A 20,397-nucleotide genomic window follows, 5' to 3' on the forward strand; every position below is an offset into this window, starting at 1 on the left:
TAATATTTATTAAAATAAAACATTTTATCAATTTTTATTCAAAATCAATATATTATATACTGGACTCAAAACAAGAAAAAAAGAGTCCGTCAAGACTCCTTATTTTACGCGGTAAAAAACATCGGGATGTTCGGAAACGCTCTGGGTGATGATGAAACGATCTTGACTGGTATCAGTCGGATCTGTCCCATTGACAGTCTCCCCGGCTGGCAAACTCTTTCCTGCTGGAATGATAAGAAAGGCAGCACCGGTTTGGTTTTTCCAACGAATCCCTGCTCGGTAAATCCCATTTTCATCTGGCCCAGAGTAATCTCCTGTCTCAAGCTTGGCAACATCTGACTCGATACCAGACTCATCGAAAGTATAACTGTTCCCTTTGGCATCCTGCCAAGTACCAATCATGCTGGAAAAATCTCCAGAAGCAATAGCCTTCATATCCAAACTAGAAGTTGGTGCCGTCTCTTTCTCTCCTTTGCTAGCTTCCTTGGCAGACTTTTCAGCTTCAGTTTCCGAATTCTGCTTAGAGCCTGTATCAGAAGTTTCCTGACTATCTGCGTCGCCAGAAAGTTCGCTCGAATTGCTCTCTCTTTCAGACTTTTTAGAAGATGCAGAGCTAGGCGAACTTACTTTAGAATTGTTGGAAGCTGGAGTCATTTGCTCTTTCTTTTGATTACAGGTTACTAGCACGAGTAAGGCTAGTAATCCTCCAATCAAGATGATGATCCATTTTTTCATTTCTCTCTCCTTAAGGTATTTTCTTATTACAATTGTGACATAAAAACAAAAATTTGCAAAGTAAAAACCAGCTTGAAAGCTGGTTCATCTTATTGAATTTGATTCAGCATGTTTTCGATATGCTGGATAGATTTTTCACGGCCTAGCAGGTAAATCGTATCTGGCAGTTCTGGTCCATGCATTTCACCCGAAACGGCAATCCGAATAGGCATGAAGAGGTTTTTACCCTTGATCCCTGTCTCTTTTTGGACAGCCTTGATTTGCGGGAAGATGTTTTCTGTCACAAAATCTGCATCCGACATAGCTTCTAGCTTTTCCTTGAAAGCTGTCAACACAGTCGGTACCGTTTCACCAGCCATGACCTCATGCTCCGCATTTGTCAACTCTGGGAAGTCCGCAAAGAAGAGGTCTGTCAGCGGCACGATTTCATCTACAGACTTCATTTGTGGTTTGTAGAGCTCTACAAGCTTTTCTGCCTTATCTGTCAAACGACCTGCTTCTTCCAAGTACGGCTTAGCCAGAGCGAAGATTGTGTCAAAATCTGCATTCTTGATGTATTCGTTGTTCATCCAGTCCAGCTTCTTCTGGTCAAAAGCAGCTGGGGACTTACTGAGACGTTTTTCATCAAAAAGCTCGATCAATTCTTGACGAGAGAAAATCTCATGCTCGCCGCCAGGATTCCAGCCCAGCAGTGCAATAAAGTTAAAGACGGCTTCTGGCAGGTAGCCCTTCTTGCGATAATCCTCGATAAATTGCAAGGTATTGGTATCGCGCTTGGACAGCTTCTTACCTGTTTCAGAGTTAATAATCAGGGTCATGTGGCCAAATTCTGGAGCTTCCCAGCCTAAAGCTTCATAAACCATGAGCTGTTTAGGTGTGTTAGCAATATGATCGTCTCCACGAATAACGTGTGAAATTTCCATCAAATGGTCATCAATAACCACAGCAAAGTTATAAGTTGGGTAGCCGTCTTTCTTCTGGATAACCCAGTCACCACCGATATTGCCACCTTCAAACTCAATTTCGCCCTTGACCATGTCCGTCCACTTATAGATACCAGCCTCATTGACAACCAGACGAACCGTCGGAATGATCCCCGCTGCTTCGCGCTCAGCAATATAGGCTGCCTTTTCTTCCTCAGACATACCTAGAAACTCATTGATATAACGCGGTGTTTCGCCAGCCGCTTCCTGACGTTCGCGTTCAGCCGCTAATTCTTCCTCAGTTACATAGGACTTGTAAGCCAAGCCCTTGTCCAAGAGTTCATTAACGTATTTTTGGTAAATATCCAAGCGCTCAGACTGACGGTAGTTTTCGTGAGTCTCAGGACTCTCATCCCAGTCAATACCCAGCCAGCGTAAGTTTTCAAGCTGTGAGCGTTCTCCGTCTTCTACATGGCGCTTGCGGTCTGTATCCTCGATACGGATAATGAATGTTCCACCATAGTGACGAGCATAGAGATAGTTAAAGAGCGCAGTCCGCGCATTTCCGATGTGTAAAAGTCCAGTCGGACTTGGTGCATAACGCACTCGAATCGCTTTTGTCAAAGTTCCATTCTCCTATTTGTATTTCGGGGAATCATTCCCACTCCGATTTTCAAACGTAATCATTATATCATACTCTGAGGGCAGAATACGACTTTACAGTCTATTTTTACGACAGGCGCTCTTCCAGCTGGAAGTCGATAGGAAGCCAGGCCAGCACATTCTCCAGCTGCTTTTCCCAGTAATACCACTCATGCTTACCTGGACTGTGGCTGTAAGTAATCTCCAAACCTAAGTCTTGCAGGTTTTTCACTGCCTTCTGATTGGCCTTGTAGAGAAAATCTTCTTCGCCACACCAAGCCCAAAGCTTGGTTATTTTATCAGATTGCTTGGCTATACTCTCCAGCGAATGGGGGCTGCTGGTCCAGTCCTTATAGTCTCCAAAAACTCCTCGCCAATAGGCTGGCGTTGCCATTTCAGCATTATCTGGACGAGCATCAAGAAAACTCAAAGCGCCTGAAAGACTAGCCGCGTATGAAAAGCGGTTAGACTTGAGAGCCAGCTTAAAGGCTCCATATCCGCCCATGGAAAGACCAGCGATAAAATTCTTCTCCCGCTTATCCGACATATTTGGGAAAAAGCGCTTGAGCACCCGAGGCAGCTCCTCAGCGATAGCTTCGTAATAGTTAAAGCCGTACTGAGTATCGGTGTACCAGCCATTGCTGGTATTAGGCATGACAACAATCAAGTTGGTCGAGCGAACCAGACGCTCAATATTTGAGCGCTTGAGCCAGCTATTGTGATTCCCGTTCATACCATGAAGCAGATACAAAACAGGAATGTCCTTATCATCCGGCTTGTCCACACGAGCTGCGTCCGGATAGAGGACATTAACGCCCCATTCCATCTCCAAAGCCTCAGAATAATACTCTATTTTCATCACTGCCATTCGCATTTCTCCTTCTATCTTTCTGACAAGAAAAAGCCGAAGCCCGACTTTTCTTGTATTTGTGTTCAGATTTTTACCGCACTTCCATAACAACTGGCAAAATAGCTGGGCGACGCTTGGTTTGATCAAAGAGATATTTGGCCAGACTGTCACGGACAGCACCCTTCAGCTCACCCCAGTCAAAGCTATCCTGCGCCAGATAGTCTTCCACGGTTTTATTGATAATGTCAGAGCTTTCGCGCAAAATATCTCTGCTCTTCTTAACATAGACAAATCCACGGGTATGTACTTTAGCCTTGGAAATGATTTTCTTTTCCTTACGGTTAACTGTGAGTGCCACGATGAAAATACCATCTTCAGACAAGACCTTGCGGTCGCGGAGGACGATATTACCCACATCGCCAATCGCATTTCCATCAATCATGACATCTCCAGCTGATACTGCACCAGCTGGCACAAAATCACCATGGTCGTATTCCATGATGCTGCCACGCTTAGGAATGAAGATATTTTCCGGCAGCATGCCAACTTCCATGGCAGCCTTGGCATGAGCATCCAATCCGCGGTACTCACCCTGAATCGGGAAGAGGTACTTAGGCTGCAGCAGGTTAATCATGAGCTGCAAATCACGCGCATTTCCATGACCTGAAACCCGCAGGTTTTGGGTAATCAGCTTGACAATGCCACCCGCCTGATAAATCATATTTTCCACGCGAGCCACGACAGCTTCCTTGGCAATTGACGGCGTCGTTACGATGTAAATCAAATCGCCTTCCTTGATTTCCACATAGCGGTGACGGCCAATTGACATCTTACGCAGGCCATTGATAGGCTCACCCATCCGGCCAGTCTCCAAGATGATCAGCTCATGGTCTTCAAACTTAGACATTTCCTTGGGCTTGATCAAAAGGCGTTCGTCCACCAAGGACAGCTTCTTGAGGCGGATAGCCGTACGAACGATGTTTTCAACATCAAAGCCTGTCAAAACCACTCGGCGGCCAGTCTCTGCAGCTGCATCAAAGACCTGCTGGATACGAGATAAGTTGCTGGCAACCGCCGCAACAATCACGCGACCATCCCAGTCAGCAATCGTATCTTCGATTTCCTTGCCGACCTCGCTCTCACTAGCCACCTGAACAGTGCTGTCTGCATTAGCTGAATCACTGAGCAAGGCCAGAACACCCTCGCGGCCAATCTCAGCCAGACGGCCAAAGTCTGTCGCATAGGACGGGCTGGCAGACTGGTCAAACTTGAAATCACCTGTATAAACGATACTGCCTTTTCTGGTCTTGATGACAACTCCCAAACTCTCAGGAATCGAGTGAGTCGTCCGGAAGAAGGAAACCACGGTTTTGCCAAATTCAATCTCAGTATTTTCATCAATCACATGGAAATCATTGAACTTCTTAACCGCATCATTGTTTTTGACAAACAGCTTGGCCAGCTCAATTGTCAACTCTGATCCAAAAACTGGCACCTTAGCATCTGCCAAAAGATTAGGTAGAGCACCAATCGCATCCGCGTGCCCGTGCGTCAGAAAGACACCGGCAATCCGCTTCTTATTTTCAAACAAATAGTCCATGTTGGGAACGACATAATCCACACCCAACTGCTCATTTTCTGGGTACTTCAGCCCAACATCCAATACAAAAATGGAATCATCCACTTCGGCAACGTAGAGATTTTTACCATTTTCACGTACGCCGCCCAAAGCAATCAGTTTAATATTGCTCTTGCTCATTTTTTCTCCTATTCAATTTTCAGAATCTCACTTTTATCAAAGATTCTTTATTTTATTACTAACGGTCCTTGGCTAGCCAAGTCGAATTACAGTCTTGCAAACCAAAGGTTTGCATATCCAACCTATTATAGCATTTTTTCAGCTTTTTTCAAAGTCAAGTGTGTCTTCTTAGCGCCCTTTACCACAAAAAAAAAACGACCTCTAGCTTTACTCGGCTAGAGGTCTGGTTTACTTCGCTGGTATGAGAGCAATCAGTTCATCCAAGGTGTAACTGAATAACAATTTTTTATTTATTGTTTTTATTATTTTTTATAAACTTTTAATTCCTTCAACCGCTAATGATTTTCTTTTTATCTTAGCATTGGAAATCTCTATAACATAATAAAGCACTATTGATTGAATTCTCGAAGTTTGAAAACCATCTAAAAGCTTCTACTTTCTATACTATCGTTACAATCAGGCAAGCTAAGCAGGCCTGTCTGACAATTCAACCAATATGTCAAGTAAAGCAACTACTTATGTATTACAAACAACTATACCAACAAAGTAAACTTTAAAGCGAATGAATTTGGCTTCCTTTCTTTTTATTTCCTTAATTCTATTATAGTACTCTATTTTAATTTTTGCAAGCGTTTACAACCAAGAAATTAAAAAACTTTTTAGCTAAAAAGAAGTCAAGCAAAAAAAGAAAGGAGACCTTAAAATGATCTCCTTTAAACTCTAGATAATTTTTATCAGTGACTATAGCTAACAAAGACTTTTTATAAGGAAAATCGACTATTGGTATTATTTAACGTCTTTATCGTCTTTCTTAACCATATTTTTAACACCTTCGATTGCGCCTTCAACAGCATCTTTGGCATCTTCTGCAACTTCTTTAACTTTAGAAACTACTTTTTCAGCAGCTCCTTCTTTTTCTGTTTTTTTATCACCAGTTAATTTGCCTAGGCCTTCTTTAACAGAACCTTTAGCTTGGTTGAATTTTTCTTCTGTAGACATAATTGATACCTCCGTTATTAGTTTCAATTTTTAAAGCAATGAAAGAATATAAGAATTCCTAATTTTAGTGAGAGAATTAACGAACGCGAGCTTTTTCACTTGATGCAGCGTCTTTAACAGCCTCTACACCATCGCCAACTTTTTCTTGAACAGCTGAGAAACCGCCGCTAATGCCAGATTTTGCTTTTTCGAATTGCTCTGAAGCAAATTCACCTGTTGATTCAGCAACATCTGTCACTCGGTCTTGAAGGCTTACTGAATCCGCTTCGTGTTGTTCTTTCGTTTTAATATCAACAACATTGACATTTACTTCAACAACTTCCAAATCAGTCATCTTAGAAACTTCTTCTGCAACGACTTTCTTGATTTCTTTGTATAAAGCTGGAACATTCTTTTGATATTCTGCAACCACATTCAGGTCAACAGCTACTTGTTCTTTACCAACTTCAACATTGACACCATGAGTGACATTGTCAGAGTTGACCAATTTATCTTTTATGTTAGAGAAGAAGCCACCGTCAACAGCCAGCAAACCTGAAACTTTCTCTAAAGAGAGACCGATAATTTTTTGAATGACCTTATCATCATAAGTCAATTCACCTTTTACTTCGTGAGCTGCTTGAGCAACTTCTTTTTTTGCAACATCTTTAACATCTTTATTTGACATGTTAAACTCCTTTATTCTTATTTAAATATATTTTTGTTTTGAATATAATATCCGATTCCTGCCCCTAGAGTAGCGCAAATCAAGACAAATAGAGTCTTAAAGAAGCCAAAGGATAGGATAAAACATGCTAGAATAATGCCTGCTAATCCAGACAAGATTGGATATTGATATTTTTTAAACCATTCCATTTTTTACTTCCTTACTTTACACGACTAGTAGTTTTTTTAGCCGCTTCTTTTGGCTTGAAGTCTGAGACAGAGATTTTAAGCTTGACATTATGAGTGATTCCGAAGAATTCTGTCAATCCAGACGCAATTTCTTCTTGAATCAACCGACTTCTCTTGATGATGTTTTCCGAAGGAACGATTGCCCCTTTAACAGAAACCATGCATTTGTTTTTACGGCTATTTACTGAAACTGCAGGATCTTTAATTAAACCGTGTTCTGTTAACAGACTACGAACAAACCCTTCAATGGCTGAATTTTTCAGCATCAGTTTCCCATCCGCATCAGCTAGCTGAATTTCCAAACGTCTCTTAGGATAAAAAACTATCACTAACATCAGTAGTAAGATTAAGCTTACTAAAACCATAGTGCCCCAGAAAACATACCTAGAAAGATAGTAGCCCACAAAAGGAATCTGCTTCCAAGTGAATAACTTCCAGCTAAATAATTGGAGCCCCAGACCGCTGACTTTATGAAAGTCTAGCAAAACAGGAATCAAAATTGTCAAGATTAAAATACAGAAAATAAGGGAAAGTATTTTTCTTGATTTTGACATATTGAATCCTCACATCATTAAATTTTAAATTGTATTTTGAAAGTAAAAAGACAATTTATGCCTTTTTACCTACAAAAAATGATACAACAGCTACCACAATAACTGCACCAATGATAGAAGGAAGCAAGGCCATACCAGCCAAACTAGGACCCCAAGTTCCCAAAAGTGACTGACCGACAGCAGAACCAACTAAACCTGCAACAACGTTTGCAATAACACCCATTGAGCCGCCTTTTTTAGTGATTGATCCAGCAATAAGACCAATAACACCTCCAACAATAATAGACCAAAGCATATTGATTCTCCTTTCTAATTTTTTCTAAATCAAAATTGTTTAATAATATTTTTTACTATTATTTTTTGATTAACATAATTATATAATTTTCCAACTTGGAAACATAATAATTCAACTTGGTTTTCTTTCCGTTTATCTGTACTATAGATACGAAAAGATAAGAATTCCTTGTTCTATAGGCTTTTATCAGCATTTTTAGATATATTTTAAAGTTGTTGAACGAGGTTAAATGCATAAAATATGGTATGATTGCCTGATAATAAAAACACTATATAAAGAAAGATAATATTTTAATGCGAGAATTACTGTCTAAAAAGAGCCACAGGCAATTAGAACTACTAGAACTACTATTTAAAAACAAACGCTGGTTTCATATTTCTGAGCTAGCTGAACTATTAAATTGTACAGAACGTTCAGTAAAAGATGATTTATCCCATGTCAAGTCCTCTTTTCCTCAATTGATTTTTCACTCTTCTACTAATGGCATACGTATCATCAATACCGATGATAGTGATATTGAGATGGTGTATCACCATTTTTTTAAGCATTCAACCCATTTTTCAATTTTAGAATTCATCTTCTTTAACGAAGGATATGAAACTGAGAGTCTTTGTAAAGAGTTTTATATAAGCTCTTCCTCACTCTATCGTATAATCAGTCATATTAACAAAATCATAAAAAAACAATATAATTTTAAAATTAGTCTCAATCCTGCTCGGATTACTGGAGATGAGATTGATATCCGTTATTTTTTTGCACAATATTTTTCCGAAAAATATTATTTCCTTGAATGGCCCTTTACAGATTTTTCAGTAGAACCTTTGTGTAAGCTGTTAGCACTGGTCTATAAAGAAACTGCATTTCCTGTCAATTTCTCAACTCAAAGAATGTTAAAATTGCTCCTGGTTACAAATTTATATCGAATAAAGTTTGGTCATTTCTTGGAAGTTGAGAAAGATTCTTTTAACAATCAATTGTTAGAATCTTTTATGCAGGCAGAAGGAATCGAAGACATTGTAGCGAGCTTTGATTCTGAATACCATATCTCTCTGAATAAAGAAGTGATAGGCCAACTATTTGTCTCCTATTTTCAAAAAATGTTTTTCATTGATGAGAATCTATTTATGAGCTGCGCAAAAACAGACAGCTATGTAAAAAATTCGTATCAATTATTAAGTGATTTAATTGATCAGATAGAAAGCAAATATAATCTTAAAATTGACAATAATGACAATCTGATTTGGCATCTGCATAATACAGCACATCTGCATCGTCAGGAACTATCTACAGAGTTTATTCTGTTTGATCAAAAAGGGAATACCATCAAGAACTTTCAAAATATTTTCCCTCAATTTGTTTCAGATATTAAAAAAGGGATTGAACATTACCTAGAGACTTTGAATATCCATAGCACACCAATGAAAGTCAACCACCTATCCTATACTTTTATCACTCACAGCAAACATTTAGTGCTGAATCTTTTACAAAATCAGCCTAAATTAAAAGTTTTAGTCATGAGTAATTTTGATCAGTATCATGCAAAATCAGTAGCAGAGACCCTTTCTTATTATTGCAGCAACAATTTTGAACTTGAGGTTTGGAATAAATTAGAACTATCAATCGATTCTTTAAAAGAATCACCTTACGATATCATCATTTCTAATTTTATTATTCCACCCATTGAGAATAAGAGACTGATCTATTCCAATAATATTAATACGGTCGCACTCATCTCCTTACTTAACGCAATGATGTTTATTCGATTAGATGAGTGATTTAGACTATTTTGATAACAAAAAAACCGCAATCTAGCGGTTTTTATTAATCTACGAGAGCCTTTTGATCATTAATTGTCTAACGTTGTGGGAGCAATACATTATTTAGTACATATTCTTTCTCTTGTTTTTAGCAAGACTATTCAAACAAGCCATAGTAGTCTGCGATGGTCATCTTGGCTTTCTCATCTTTGTTTAAGTCCTGAATAATTTGCCCGTCTTTCATAACGATTAGTCGGTTGCCGTATTTGAGGGCATCCTCCATGTGATGGGTAATCATGAGGGCTGTGAGGCAGTCACGATTAACAAACTCATTGGTCAGCTCCATCAAGGCAACACTGGTCTTAGGATCCAGCGCCGCAGTATGCTCATCCAGAAGCAAAAGCTCTGGGCGCTTGAGCGTTGCCATGAGCAGACTCAAGGCCTGTCTTTGCCCGCCAGAAAGAAATTCAATCGGTGTATCCAGATGTTTGTCCAGACCATTACCGATTTTCTCAATCGTCGCCTGAAACTCTTCCCTGTAGCTGTTGAGTCCACGGGGTACCAAGCCACGCTTTTCGCCTCGGAATTTGGCAATGAGAAGATTTTCCGCCACTGTCATCCGCGGAGCCGTTCCCATCTTAGGATCCTGAAAGACACGGGACAGGTACTTGGCCCGCTTTTCTGGTGAAAAATGAGTGACATTTTCCCCCAAGATATGAATGCTGCCGCTGGTCAGAGGGAGAGTTCCGGCAATGACATTGAACAGGGTTGACTTTCCTGCACCGTTTCCACCTAAAATTGTAATAAAATCATGCTCGTGAATGTCTAAAGAAACATCATTTAGGATGATTTTTTCTTCATCAAAGTCGCTCTTTACAAGCTTGGTTGCATTTCTTAATTCTACAATCGCTGTCATTTGCTTAACTTGGCTCCTTTAAAGAATTTATTTTTCAGGGTTGGAATCATGAGACAGACGGCCAGAATCACCGCGCTGTAAAGACGGAGATAGTTGGTATTGAAGCCGAGAGCAATGACACCCCAGATCAAGAACTGATAGGCAATCGCACCAACTACAATGGTAATCAGCCGCTCTGCCAAGGTCAGACTCCGGAAGAGTACCTCGCCAATGATAAGACTGGCCAGACCAACTACGATTACTCCAATCCCGCGGGAAACATCTGCATAGCCTTCCTGCTGGGCAATCAGCGCCCCAGCCAGAGCAATCAAGCCGTTTGATAGAATCAGTCCCATCAACTCCATACGGCCAGTATTGATTCCAAAACTGCGAGCCATATCCGGATTATCTCCGGTCGCGATATAAGCCTGCCCTAGCTTGGTATCCAAGAAAAAGAGCAGAGCTGCAATCACTAGACTGACAAAAATCAAACCAGTCAAGAGGTCATTGACTTCCCCTGAAAAAGGCAGAATATCCTGAATTTTACTGCTGCCTAAAAGCCCCAGATTGGCACGGCCCATCAGCATCAGCATGATAGAGTGGCAGGAGGTCATGACCAAAATCCCAGAAAGCAAGGTCGGAATTTTCCCCTTGGTATAGAGCAGACCTGTCACTGCACCCGCAGCACAGCCTGCTAAAACGGCCGCTGCTGTTGCCAGAAAAGGATTGACTCCTTTGGTAATCAAGGTAACAGCCACCGCCCCGCCCAAGGGGAAGGAGCCTTCTGTCGTCATATCAGGAAAGCCCAGAATCCGGAAGGTCATAAAAATACCTAGACCTAAAACGGCCCAAACCAATCCCTGAGAAATAATGGAAAGAATCATAACATTGTCCTAACTAATTAAAATCGTTTCTCTATTTTAACATAAAAAAGGAGCCAATTTCAATGCTGATGCGCAGACAAAGAAATTGACTTCCCAACTATTCCTCAACAACTGTCATCCGGCCAGTATCTACATCATAAACCGCACCTGAGATTTTTACATCAGCTGGGATTAGCGGTGACTGCCGCAGCAAGGCCATATCCTCACGCACACTTTCCTCTACATCTGTAAAAGGTAAAAAGTCCTGATCACTGACATCGACTCCTAGTTCTTTATGAAGATAGGCGGTAAAATCCTCATTCTTAAAGGTCTGTGCCCCGCAGTCTGTATGATGCAAAACCACGATTTCCCGCGTTCCTAGCTGCTGCTGAGAGATGACCAGTGAGCGAATCATGTCCTCCGTCACCCGACCGCCGGCATTTCGCAAGATATGGGCATCTCCTAGTGCCAGTCCCAGAGCCTGAGCCACGTGGAGCCTAGAGTCCATGCAGGTCACGATAGCTACCTTGGTCTTGGGATTGATGGGCAGATGTGCTGTCCCATGCAAATCAACATAAGCTTTATTGGCCTTCATAAAGTTTTCAAAATATGACATTCTTTCCCCTTGCTGATACTTTGGTATTCAAATAATTTTATATTATCTTACCATCTTTTCTGCTATTTGTCAGTTCTCGACTTTGTTAAAAAAAATAGGACAGTCAAATCCAGCATCTAGCCTGATCTTCTGTCCTAGTTTTCTTTATTATGAGCTTCTTGGAATAAACTTGCTGAGTGAGCCTGCAAAGGTTTGAAGATTGAGACTTTGCACATAGACTTCACCAGTACCTTGGAAGGTGTTGACCACTCCTTCTCCCGTTCCGATAGACTGCCAGAAGCCATTTTCTAAATGAACATGATAATTCAAAGACTGGCTCCAAGCCACTACATGGGCATTGTCAATTGTTACTTCTTGGTTATGAAGCTCAAGTTTCTTAATAGAACCAAAAGCATTAGCCAAAAGAGTTCCCTGACCTTGGGTCGTCATGACGAAGAAACCGCCTTGCCCGCCAAAGAGGGCTTTCCCAACAGACTGGCGCTCCATGGTATAGTAAGCTGTACCATCAAGAGCTAGAAAGGCACCGTCATTCAGCCGATATTGCTTTTCGCCTAGCTGAAGGGGAATGACTTGACCAGGAGCATCTGGCGCTAAAGCAAGGTAGCCATTATCAGACTGGGCAACAGCCTGAGTAATAAAGGTACTTTCACCAGAAACCATTGACCGACCTACAGCCTTGACAAAACGTCCCAAGCCAGAACCGCTTGCATTTAGCTGAGTATTCAGAGTCACATTCGGCGTGTGGTAGACCATGCTGCCACGCTGGATAAAGACGGTTTCACCTTGATTGAGCGACAACTCAACCAAAGGAAACTGCATATTACTATCCATAGAAAATCGCATAAGAAATACCTCCTTCTTATTATGACTTGATTATAACATTTTCATATATTTTGGACAAAGGAAAACTGAAGCATCAAAAAAGAAGAGACAGCCTGAGTCTCTCCTAGAAATTTTCAAGAATTGTCAATATTCAGGTGTGGGCGAAGAACATTTGCAAAGGTTTCAATATTGAGACTTTGGATGTAAATTTCGCCAGTTCCATAGAAGGTATTAACCACTCCTTCACCAGTTCCCATGGACTGCCAGAAACCATTTTCTAAATGAATATCATATTCCAACTCTCGACTCCATGCTACTACGTGGGCATTGTCAATCGTTATCCTATCATTATGCAGCTCGACCTTTTGAATCGAGCCAAAGGAATTTACCAAGAGTGTCCCCTGACCTTGGGTACTCATCACATAAAAGCCTCCTTGGCCACCAAAGAGAGCTCGACCCACCGACTGCCTCTCCAAAGTATAAGAGGCAGAACCATCCATAGCCAGAAAAGCTCCATCATTAAGGCGGTATTGCTTTTCGCCTAGTTCCAGAGCAACAATCTGACCAGGTACATTAGGCGCTAAGGCTAGACGACCGTTATTTGATTGAGCAGTTGCTTCAGTGATAAACACTCCTTCGCCAGAAGCCATAGAACGGCCCACAGCTTGGATTGCCTTGCCAAAGATTGATTGAGACTCTGCATTCACTTTAGCATTCAAGACAACGTTGGGAGTGTGGTATATCATGCTCCCGGTCTGAATACGAACAGACTCTGATGCATCTAAGGCAATCTCCGCCAAGGGAAATTGAGCATTGTTGGTAATAGAAACATTCATACGATGATCTACCATGGTTGATTATCCTCCTAAAAAATCTGGAAAAACAACTTATAGGAAATTCCAGATAAATCCTATTTTTTCTAGCAATATTATAGCACGCACAACAACTTTTCGCAATACTACTTTAATCAAGAAAATACTTTCTTTAACACTTCCCCAATCGTCGTCACACCAATGACTTGGATATTGTCTGGAACTTTGAGGCCGTTCAGAGCGTTTTTAGGAGCGTAGACTTTGGTGAAACCCAGCTTTGCTGCTTCGTTGATGCGCTGCTCGATGCGGTTGACCCGTCGGATTTCGCCAGTCAGGCCAATTTCACCGATAAAGCACTCTTGAGGATTGGTAGGTAAATCCTTGTAGCTGGAAGCAATGGCTACCGCTACTGCCAAATCAATGGCTGGCTCATCTAGCTTGACGCCGCCAGCAGACTTGAGGTAGGCATCTTGATTTTGCAAGAGGAGTCCCGCCCTCTTTTCCAGAACAGCCATGATGAGGCTGGCTCGGTTAAAGTCCAGTCCAGTCGTGGTTCGTTTGGCATTGCCGAACATGGTCGGTGTCACCAAAGCCTGCACCTCAGCCAAAATCGGCCGCGTTCCTTCCATGGTCACGACAATAGACGAGCCTGTCGCGCCGTCCAGACGCTCTTCCAGAAAGACTTCACTGGGATTGACAACCTCAACTAGCCCGCCAGATTGCATCTCAAAAATACCAATCTCATTGGTCGAGCCAAAGCGGTTCTTGACTGCTCTCAAGATACGGAAAGTATGCTGACGTTCACCCTCAAAATAAAGCACGGTGTCCACCATGTGCTCCAAAGTTCGAGGACCAGCTAAGGTTCCTTCCTTGGTCATGTGACCAACGATAAAGGTCGCAATATTATTGGTCTTGGCCAGCTGCATGAGCTCAGCTGTCACCTCTCGAACTTGAGAAACAGAGCCTTGAACACTGGAAATTTCCGGCGACATCACCGTCTGTATAGAGTCGATAATCAGAAAATCTGGCTTGATTTTCTCAATCTCCGTGCGGATATTTTGCATATTGGTCTCGGCGTAGAGATAAAATTCACTGTCAATATCACCGAGACGCTCCGCCCGCAACTTAATCTGCTCAGCTGATTCCTCCCCACTGACATATAGGACGATGCCCTGGTGGGAAAGCTGGGTGGATACCTGCAGAAGCAGGGTGGATTTCCCGATACCGGGATCCCCGCCAATCAGAACCAGACTACCAGGCACTACGCCACCACCCAGCACACGGTTGAACTCGTCCATTTCCGTCTTGGTCCGATTGACATCAATCGAAGTGACCTCAGCCAGCTTCATGGGCCGGGTCTTTTCGCCTGTCAAGGAAACACGGGCATGCTTGACCTCTGCAGCCTCTACTTCCTCAACGAAAGAAGACCAAGAGCCGCAGTTAGGACAACGGCCTAGATACTTGGGCGAATGATATTCACAATTTTGACAGACAAAGGTCGTTTTTTTCTTAGCGATGGTGATTCTCCTTATTTTCTAATAATCCAAACAAAAGTAGATAAGACCTGACACACCTGCTCTATATTAGTAAAGCCAGCATTTTCTAGCATGTCTGCAACTTCTTGAGGCGAGAGGGAATTCATCAAACCAGCTTGATTCTCATAAGTACGCTGAACTTGTTGCTGATTGGCTCCTAGCTCTGAAGCAAGTGTTTTCCAATAGCCTAGTTGCTGGTTGGAAAAAAAGCTAAGAATCAGAAGGCCACCTTCACCTAAAGAATCATAAATTTTTTGAAGAAAAAAGCTGGGATTCTCAACAAACTGCAACACTAGCAAGCAAGAACAAATCTGATAAGCAGAAGGCAGCACTGCTTCTTCAAATCGACTATTAAGATACTCTGCTTGAGGCAGATGAACCTGTCTTTTAAGCTCTTGCAGCATCGCCTCACTTGGCTCCACAACGGTCACCCCTGCCTTAGGAAATAAGGATGCCAAAGCATTCAACTCATCCGTCTGGCTTGCCAAAGCTAACACTTTATCGACTTTTAAACTGGGTGCTAACCTGAGCAATACTCCTCGGAAAATCACATCTAGCATCACATCATAGCCTGGAATTTTCTGACGAATTTCTGTTGCATAGTCCTTGTTCTTAAATTCTTTCATATTTTCTTTTATCTCTAAATACTTTTGTTAAGATTCTTTTTACAGCGAAAAAATTAAAACTTCAGTTCACATTCAACAAACTGGCAAAAATCAATCTGCTGATCAGCTACAAACTGGCGGATGAGCATGCGATGGACTACAAGAGCTACCGTCTCGTAGTCTCTGTATTTGCTTATGGTGCGCAAAAAGCGGGCTTTCATCTGCTCAGCCGTCTCATACCGGACAGGACTTCCTGCAGGAAGTGAGCCTTTATTTTCAAAAAACAGCTTCCGAGCCTGCTCAAACTTTTCTGTCCCACTTTCATATACCTGCCATTCATGTAGAAAAGGCTCCACAAAAAGCGGTAGTTGGCGGTCTCGAATCAAATAGGAGGCCGTCTCCAAAGCCCGCGTCACAGAAGAGGAGATCAGAATTTCCGCCTGTTCCAGCAAAGGATTATCAGCGGCCTCTGTCGCCATCCGACGACCATCAGCCGACAAGGAAGCCAAATCTAGTCCAAATCCAGTGTAACCAGCTTCTTCCAAAAGTGAATAATCTGGTTCTCCGTGACGGATAAAAATGATTTTCATGCTAATGTCCTGTCGACCCAAATCCGCCGGTCCGCACACCTTCTGCTTCATCTCCATCAGCAATCAGAAATGGTGCAAAGACAGCCTGAACCACACGTTCCCCAACTTCGAGGACGACTTCCTGATCAGTGATGTTTTTCATCTGAGCAAAGATATGGCCTTCGTTTCCAGGATTGCCATAGTAGTCGCCGTCAATGACCCCAACGGAGTTAATCAAGACCAGGCCTTTTTTACGAGGGTTGGACGAGCGGTCGTAGAGATAAAGCACCTCGCCCGGCTGCATATAGGCCTTGACACCAGTCGGAACCAGCTTAATCTCCCCTGGCGCAATGAGGGTACGCTCTGCCACTTTCAAGTCGTAGCCAGCTGCGTGAGCCGTCTCTCTCTTGGGCAGCAAATCTTCATTTGTAAAGCTGGAAACCAGCTCGAATCCGCGAATTTTCATGTATTTCTCTTTTCTATTTTTGCTGTCCCTATTATACTAAATTCGTAAAAAACAAGCAAAAAAACCGCCGATTGGCGATTCTCCCTAGTATAGATTTCTGATGATCTCTCCATTATCCAGATAGGTAAACTGCTCCGTCAAATCTGATGTGAAAACTTGATACATTTCTTTAAAGCTCAAGGCCAGCGAGTGGTGATCAAGATCCTCGCGTTTAATCCAGAACACTTCTCCTTCGTCGGACGAGACCAGCTCTCCTTCAAAACGATTGGTTTTGTAAAGAAAAACGATGTAACGTTCATCCTTTTCGGTATAAAACTGCTTGACACCACACAAGCGAGGCTCATAGATAGTCAAACCCGTTTCTTCCTTGACTTCCCGTATCACTGATTTGACAAAGGATTCACGATTTTCAACATGGCCACCTGGAAAGCAAAGGCCGGTCCAATCATCATTTACTTTATTTTGCACTAAAATGCGGTCTCCATCGTAAACCATACACATATTTGTTAAAATAACTCGCTCCGCTCTTGACATCTCTATTCCTCCATCTACCGACCGATTCGCTCGGCCTACTTGTGACTCATTATAACATAAAAGACATCAAATTGATGAAAATCTAGATTTCTCAGCCTTTCAAGCAAAAAAACCGCCAATTGGGCGGTTCTTATAGGGAGATTATTATGAAAAAGAAAAGTTTTAGGATTTCTAAACAAAGTTAGGAGGTCTTTGTTTATGGTCTTAGTATAGAACACTTATCTTAAATTTTCCTAAAAGTAACTTAAAAAAATAAAATAATTTTTTACAGCTCTTGCAAGAGGTACTGAAATAGCTCCAGATTTCCCTTTTCTTCGTTTATTAAAAACTCCGGATGCCATTGAAGACCTATGATACGATGATTGTCAACCGATTCAATCGCTTCGATGGTATTGTCTCTGGGATCAAAAGCTGTCGCGCGGAAATTAGGCGCCAAGTCTTTGATGCTTTGGCGATGGACCGAATTAATCTGGCTAGCCTGACCAAACAAGCGCTCCACAACGCTATCTTTCTCCGTACGAATGGAGTGCGAAGTACCAAATGGCAAGCCCTGCCAGTGATTTTCGATATGCTGATTAAGAGTACCGCCAAAAGCAACATTTACCAACTGCAGACCGCGGCAAATAGCCATGACAGGCTTGTTTTGGCGCAGGGCTTCTTTCAAGAGTGCCAACTCAAACTCATCGCGGACAATATTGTAGTCATCACTGTCAATGGTCTTCTCTTCCCCATAAAACTGTGGGTGAACATTTTGCCCGCCTGACAAAATAAGCTTGTCAATCGTTTCTACATAATCCTGAACTAAACTTTTATCCCCAACGGGAATCACCATCGGCAGGCCACCAACCATTCGTACGCCGTCCACAAACTTGCGTGAGACAGAGGTGTGAATATTTTTCCCAGCTTCATCGACTGGACAAAGATTGGCTGAAATTCCAACAATAGTTCTGCACATACCGTGATTCCCCCTTATTTTGATATAGTATATCTTACCACTCCTCTGCGAAGCCGTCCAATAGATTTTTTTAAAGCTGGTTATAAAAATTTTTTATCAGAATATGCAACACTATAAATCTCTTTTTTAAAATTTAGAAAAATATTTCAGAATTATCAGAAAATTATTTACTTTTGGCAGAAATTTGTTATAATAAGCAGTGTAAAAACTCATGACTTGGAGGTCCCTATGAGAAAATCAAATATTCTTCTTGCCGCAGGGCTCACTCTGCTCTCTGTCGGCTTACTTACAGCTTGCTCTGGAGGCGGAAGTTCCCAATCCAGCAAAAAAATCTACAGCTATGTCTTTACGTCTGATCCAACGACTTTGGACTACATCCAGTCGGCAAAGGGGTCTACCCACGAGCTGACTACAAATGGTGTAGATGGCTTGCTGGAAAATGATAAATATGGAAACTTAGCTCCGTCTATCGCAGAAGATTGGACAGTCTCTCCAGATGGTCTCGTCTATACCTATAAGCTGCGCAAAGATGCCAAGTGGTATACCGCTGATGGCGAAGAATACGCAGATGTCACGGCTCAGGACTTTGTGGCAGGTATCAAACATGCTGCTGATATCAAATCAGACGCTCTCCCTCTTATCCAAGATTCTATCAAGGGGCTGAGTGAATATGCAGCTGGTACCAACAAGGACTTTTCAGCTGTTGGAGTTAAGGCACTGGACGATCATACGGTCCAATATACACTCAACAAGCCTGAAACCTACTGGAACTCTAAAACAACATCAGGTGTTATGATGCCGGTCAACGAGGCCTTCCTAGAAAAGCAAGGCAAGGAATTCGGTCAGGCAACCAAAGCCGACTCCATTCTGTATAACGGTCCATTTATCATGAAATCCATTACTTCTAAATCCTCTGTCGAATTTGAGAAGAACCCTAACTACTGGGATAAGGACAAGGTCAAGATTGATGGTGTCAAACTGTCTTACTACGATGGTTCTGACCAAGATTCACTAGCGCGGACCTTTGGGGATGGCGGCTACAGTTTGGCAAGACTCTACCCAGCCACTTCCAGTTATTCCTCAATCGCTGAGAAATACAAAGATAATATCTTCATGACAGAAGCAGGAGCGGGGGTCGGTCTAATCAGCTTTAACATTGACCGTCAAAGTTATAACCACACTTCTAAAACCAGCGATGAACAAAAAGAAGCTACCAAAAAAGCTCTGCTAAACAAGGACTTCCGCCAAGCTCTAGCCTTTGCCCTTAACCGCGAAAGCTATTCAGCTCAGGTCAACGGAGAAGATGCAGCCAAGCCAGCTGTCCGTAATCTCTTTGTTCCGCCAACTTTCGTACAAGCCAATGGTAAGGAATTTGGCACTCTGGTCGAAGAATCACTGGCTTCCTATGGTGACGAGTGGAAAGGTATCAAGCTGGATGACGGCCAAGACGGTCTCCACAATGCTGACAAAGCCAAAGCGGAATTTGCCAAAGCCAAGCAGGCTCTTGCAAATGAAGGCGTACAATTCCCAATTCACCTAGATGTTCCTGTCGCTCAGAATTCTACTAACTTCGTCAACCGTATGCAATCTCTGAAACAATCATTAGAAGAGGCGTTAGGAAAGGACAATGTCTCTGTAGACCTACAGATGCTGGCTGAGGACGAAGCACTAAACATCACCTTCAATGCTGAAGCTGCTAGCCAGGAAGACTGGGATATCAACGGTCTCGTTGCCTGGGATCCAGACTACCAAGATCCATCTACTTACCTGGACATTTTAGTGCCAGGTAACAGCACTCAGACCAGAACCTACCTTGGATTTGAAGGCAAAGACAATGCTGCTGCTAAAGCTGTAGGACTAGATGAGTATAGTAAACTGATCGAAGAAGCCGGAAACGAAACACAAGATGTTGACAAGCGTTATGAAAAATATGCTGCAGCTCAAGCATGGCTGACAGATAGTGCCCTCGTTGTGCCAACTATGAGCAGCAGAGGAGCAGCACCGTTCATTTCTCGGATTGTGCCATTTACCAACTCTTATGCTCAGACAGGTACAAAAGATGCCAACTACCATAAATACGTGGAAATCAGTGATGAGATTGTCACGACTAAAGACTATCAGAAGGCCCAAGAAAAGTGGAAAAAAGAAAAAGAGGAATCCAATAAAAAGGCCCAAGAGGATCTGACTAAACATGTGAAATAATCACTACTTTGATGTCAATTAAAAATCCAGTAGGAAAAGAAACCTGCTGGATTTTTTTAATTTTCTATCTGATTCTTCAAAAGCCTAGCTGATTATACAGCTGCAAAACCAACCA

At 42.2% G+C, this 20,397-nt stretch carries 22 protein-coding genes; 2 read left to right on the forward strand and 20 right to left on the reverse strand.

Annotation, left to right across the window (positions count from 1 at the left end; translation table 11 throughout):
- Positions 1 to 99: 99 nt before the first annotated feature.
- The 9 genes from HMPREF9378_RS02750 to HMPREF9378_RS02710 all read right to left on the reverse strand — a co-directional run bounded on the left by HMPREF9378_RS02750 (position 100) and on the right by HMPREF9378_RS02710 (position 7,651).
- Entirely contained in the window at positions 100 to 735 is a 636-nt protein-coding gene (locus HMPREF9378_RS02750) for a DUF6287 domain-containing protein (protein WP_002893920.1), read from the reverse strand.
- Between the two features lie 89 nt (positions 736 to 824).
- Complete coding sequence (gltX, locus tag HMPREF9378_RS02745; protein ID WP_002893922.1) at positions 825 to 2,282, reverse strand: glutamate--tRNA ligase; 1,458 nt, start codon at positions 2,280 to 2,282, stop codon at positions 825 to 827.
- Positions 2,283 to 2,388: 106 nt separating this feature from the next.
- A complete protein-coding gene (locus HMPREF9378_RS02740) occupies positions 2,389 to 3,168 on the reverse strand; it encodes an alpha/beta hydrolase (RefSeq protein WP_023916935.1) in 780 nt (259 codons plus the stop codon).
- 73 nt (positions 3,169 to 3,241) lie between these two features.
- Positions 3,242 to 4,909, reverse strand: a complete 1,668-nt coding sequence (locus tag HMPREF9378_RS02735; protein ID WP_002899143.1) for a ribonuclease J — start codon at positions 4,907 to 4,909, stop codon at positions 3,242 to 3,244.
- A gap of 786 nt (positions 4,910 to 5,695) precedes the next feature.
- The gene (locus HMPREF9378_RS02730; protein WP_002914105.1) at positions 5,696 to 5,908 is read right to left on the reverse strand and encodes a CsbD family protein; all 213 of its coding nucleotides are present in this window, start codon (positions 5,906 to 5,908) and stop codon (positions 5,696 to 5,698) included.
- A 76-nt stretch (positions 5,909 to 5,984) separates the two neighbouring features.
- Positions 5,985 to 6,575: an Asp23/Gls24 family envelope stress response protein gene (locus HMPREF9378_RS02725; RefSeq protein WP_002914106.1), complete on the reverse strand. Its 591-nt coding sequence runs from the start codon at positions 6,573 to 6,575 to the stop codon at positions 5,985 to 5,987.
- A 17-nt stretch (positions 6,576 to 6,592) separates the two neighbouring features.
- Positions 6,593 to 6,763 (reverse strand): DUF2273 domain-containing protein, encoded by a 171-nt coding sequence (locus HMPREF9378_RS11335; protein ID WP_002899156.1) that lies wholly within the window; start codon positions 6,761 to 6,763, stop codon positions 6,593 to 6,595.
- 11 nt (positions 6,764 to 6,774) lie between these two features.
- Complete coding sequence (gene amaP, locus HMPREF9378_RS02715; RefSeq protein WP_002914108.1) at positions 6,775 to 7,356, reverse strand: alkaline shock response membrane anchor protein AmaP; 582 nt, start codon at positions 7,354 to 7,356, stop codon at positions 6,775 to 6,777.
- A gap of 55 nt (positions 7,357 to 7,411) precedes the next feature.
- Positions 7,412 to 7,651: a GlsB/YeaQ/YmgE family stress response membrane protein gene (locus HMPREF9378_RS02710; protein WP_002899160.1), complete on the reverse strand. Its 240-nt coding sequence runs from the start codon at positions 7,649 to 7,651 to the stop codon at positions 7,412 to 7,414.
- 293 nt (positions 7,652 to 7,944) lie between these two features.
- On the opposite strand from HMPREF9378_RS02710, the gene HMPREF9378_RS02705 reads away from it, so the two are divergent.
- Complete coding sequence (locus tag HMPREF9378_RS02705) at positions 7,945 to 9,426, forward strand: M protein trans-acting positive regulator PRD domain-containing protein (protein WP_002902149.1); 1,482 nt, start codon at positions 7,945 to 7,947, stop codon at positions 9,424 to 9,426.
- Positions 9,427 to 9,565: 139 nt separating this feature from the next.
- Here HMPREF9378_RS02705 and HMPREF9378_RS02700 read toward each other — a convergent pair whose 3' ends face one another.
- From HMPREF9378_RS02700 to HMPREF9378_RS02650, 11 genes are all read right to left on the reverse strand, one after another.
- Positions 9,566 to 10,324 (reverse strand): ABC transporter ATP-binding protein, encoded by a 759-nt coding sequence (locus tag HMPREF9378_RS02700; protein ID WP_002902147.1) that lies wholly within the window; start codon positions 10,322 to 10,324, stop codon positions 9,566 to 9,568.
- Positions 10,321 to 11,187: an ABC transporter permease gene (locus HMPREF9378_RS02695; protein ID WP_002902146.1), complete on the reverse strand. Its 867-nt coding sequence runs from the start codon at positions 11,185 to 11,187 to the stop codon at positions 10,321 to 10,323. Before HMPREF9378_RS02695 ends, HMPREF9378_RS02700 begins: the two co-directional genes overlap by 4 nt.
- Before the next feature lie 97 nt (positions 11,188 to 11,284).
- Positions 11,285 to 11,782, reverse strand: coding sequence for a beta-class carbonic anhydrase (locus tag HMPREF9378_RS02690; protein WP_002902145.1), 498 nt, complete (start codon positions 11,780 to 11,782; stop codon positions 11,285 to 11,287).
- A gap of 147 nt (positions 11,783 to 11,929) precedes the next feature.
- Positions 11,930 to 12,625 (reverse strand): TIGR00266 family protein, encoded by a 696-nt coding sequence (locus HMPREF9378_RS02685; protein WP_002902143.1) that lies wholly within the window; start codon positions 12,623 to 12,625, stop codon positions 11,930 to 11,932.
- Positions 12,626 to 12,738: 113 nt separating this feature from the next.
- Positions 12,739 to 13,455, reverse strand: a complete 717-nt coding sequence (locus HMPREF9378_RS02680; protein WP_002902140.1) for a TIGR00266 family protein — start codon at positions 13,453 to 13,455, stop codon at positions 12,739 to 12,741.
- A 116-nt stretch (positions 13,456 to 13,571) separates the two neighbouring features.
- Positions 13,572 to 14,939 carry a DNA repair protein RadA gene (gene radA, locus HMPREF9378_RS02675; protein WP_080555468.1) on the reverse strand — a complete coding sequence of 456 codons (1,368 nt, stop codon included), beginning with the start codon at positions 14,937 to 14,939 and terminating at the stop codon, positions 13,572 to 13,574.
- A gap of 5 nt (positions 14,940 to 14,944) precedes the next feature.
- Positions 14,945 to 15,577, reverse strand: coding sequence for a methyltransferase domain-containing protein (locus tag HMPREF9378_RS02670; RefSeq protein ID WP_002902135.1), 633 nt, complete (start codon positions 15,575 to 15,577; stop codon positions 14,945 to 14,947).
- Positions 15,578 to 15,630: 53 nt separating this feature from the next.
- A complete protein-coding gene (locus tag HMPREF9378_RS02665; protein ID WP_002914120.1) occupies positions 15,631 to 16,146 on the reverse strand; it encodes a histidine phosphatase family protein in 516 nt (171 codons plus the stop codon).
- 1 nt (position 16,147) lies between these two features.
- Positions 16,148 to 16,591, reverse strand: coding sequence for a dUTP diphosphatase (locus tag HMPREF9378_RS02660; protein ID WP_002899178.1), 444 nt, complete (start codon positions 16,589 to 16,591; stop codon positions 16,148 to 16,150).
- Positions 16,592 to 16,675: 84 nt separating this feature from the next.
- Positions 16,676 to 17,125: an 8-oxo-dGTP diphosphatase gene (locus tag HMPREF9378_RS02655; protein ID WP_002914123.1), complete on the reverse strand. Its 450-nt coding sequence runs from the start codon at positions 17,123 to 17,125 to the stop codon at positions 16,676 to 16,678.
- Positions 17,126 to 17,390: 265 nt separating this feature from the next.
- Positions 17,391 to 18,080: a gamma-glutamyl-gamma-aminobutyrate hydrolase family protein gene (locus tag HMPREF9378_RS02650; RefSeq protein ID WP_002893948.1), complete on the reverse strand. Its 690-nt coding sequence runs from the start codon at positions 18,078 to 18,080 to the stop codon at positions 17,391 to 17,393.
- 228 nt (positions 18,081 to 18,308) lie between these two features.
- On the opposite strand from HMPREF9378_RS02650, the gene HMPREF9378_RS02645 reads away from it, so the two are divergent.
- Positions 18,309 to 20,282 (forward strand): peptide ABC transporter substrate-binding protein, encoded by a 1,974-nt coding sequence (locus tag HMPREF9378_RS02645; protein ID WP_002914124.1) that lies wholly within the window; start codon positions 18,309 to 18,311, stop codon positions 20,280 to 20,282.
- The last annotated feature ends 115 nt before the right edge of the window (positions 20,283 to 20,397 follow it).

This window comes from Streptococcus sanguinis SK1 = NCTC 7863, from assembly GCF_000194945.1.
Taxonomy (GTDB): domain Bacteria; phylum Bacillota; class Bacilli; order Lactobacillales; family Streptococcaceae; genus Streptococcus; species Streptococcus sanguinis.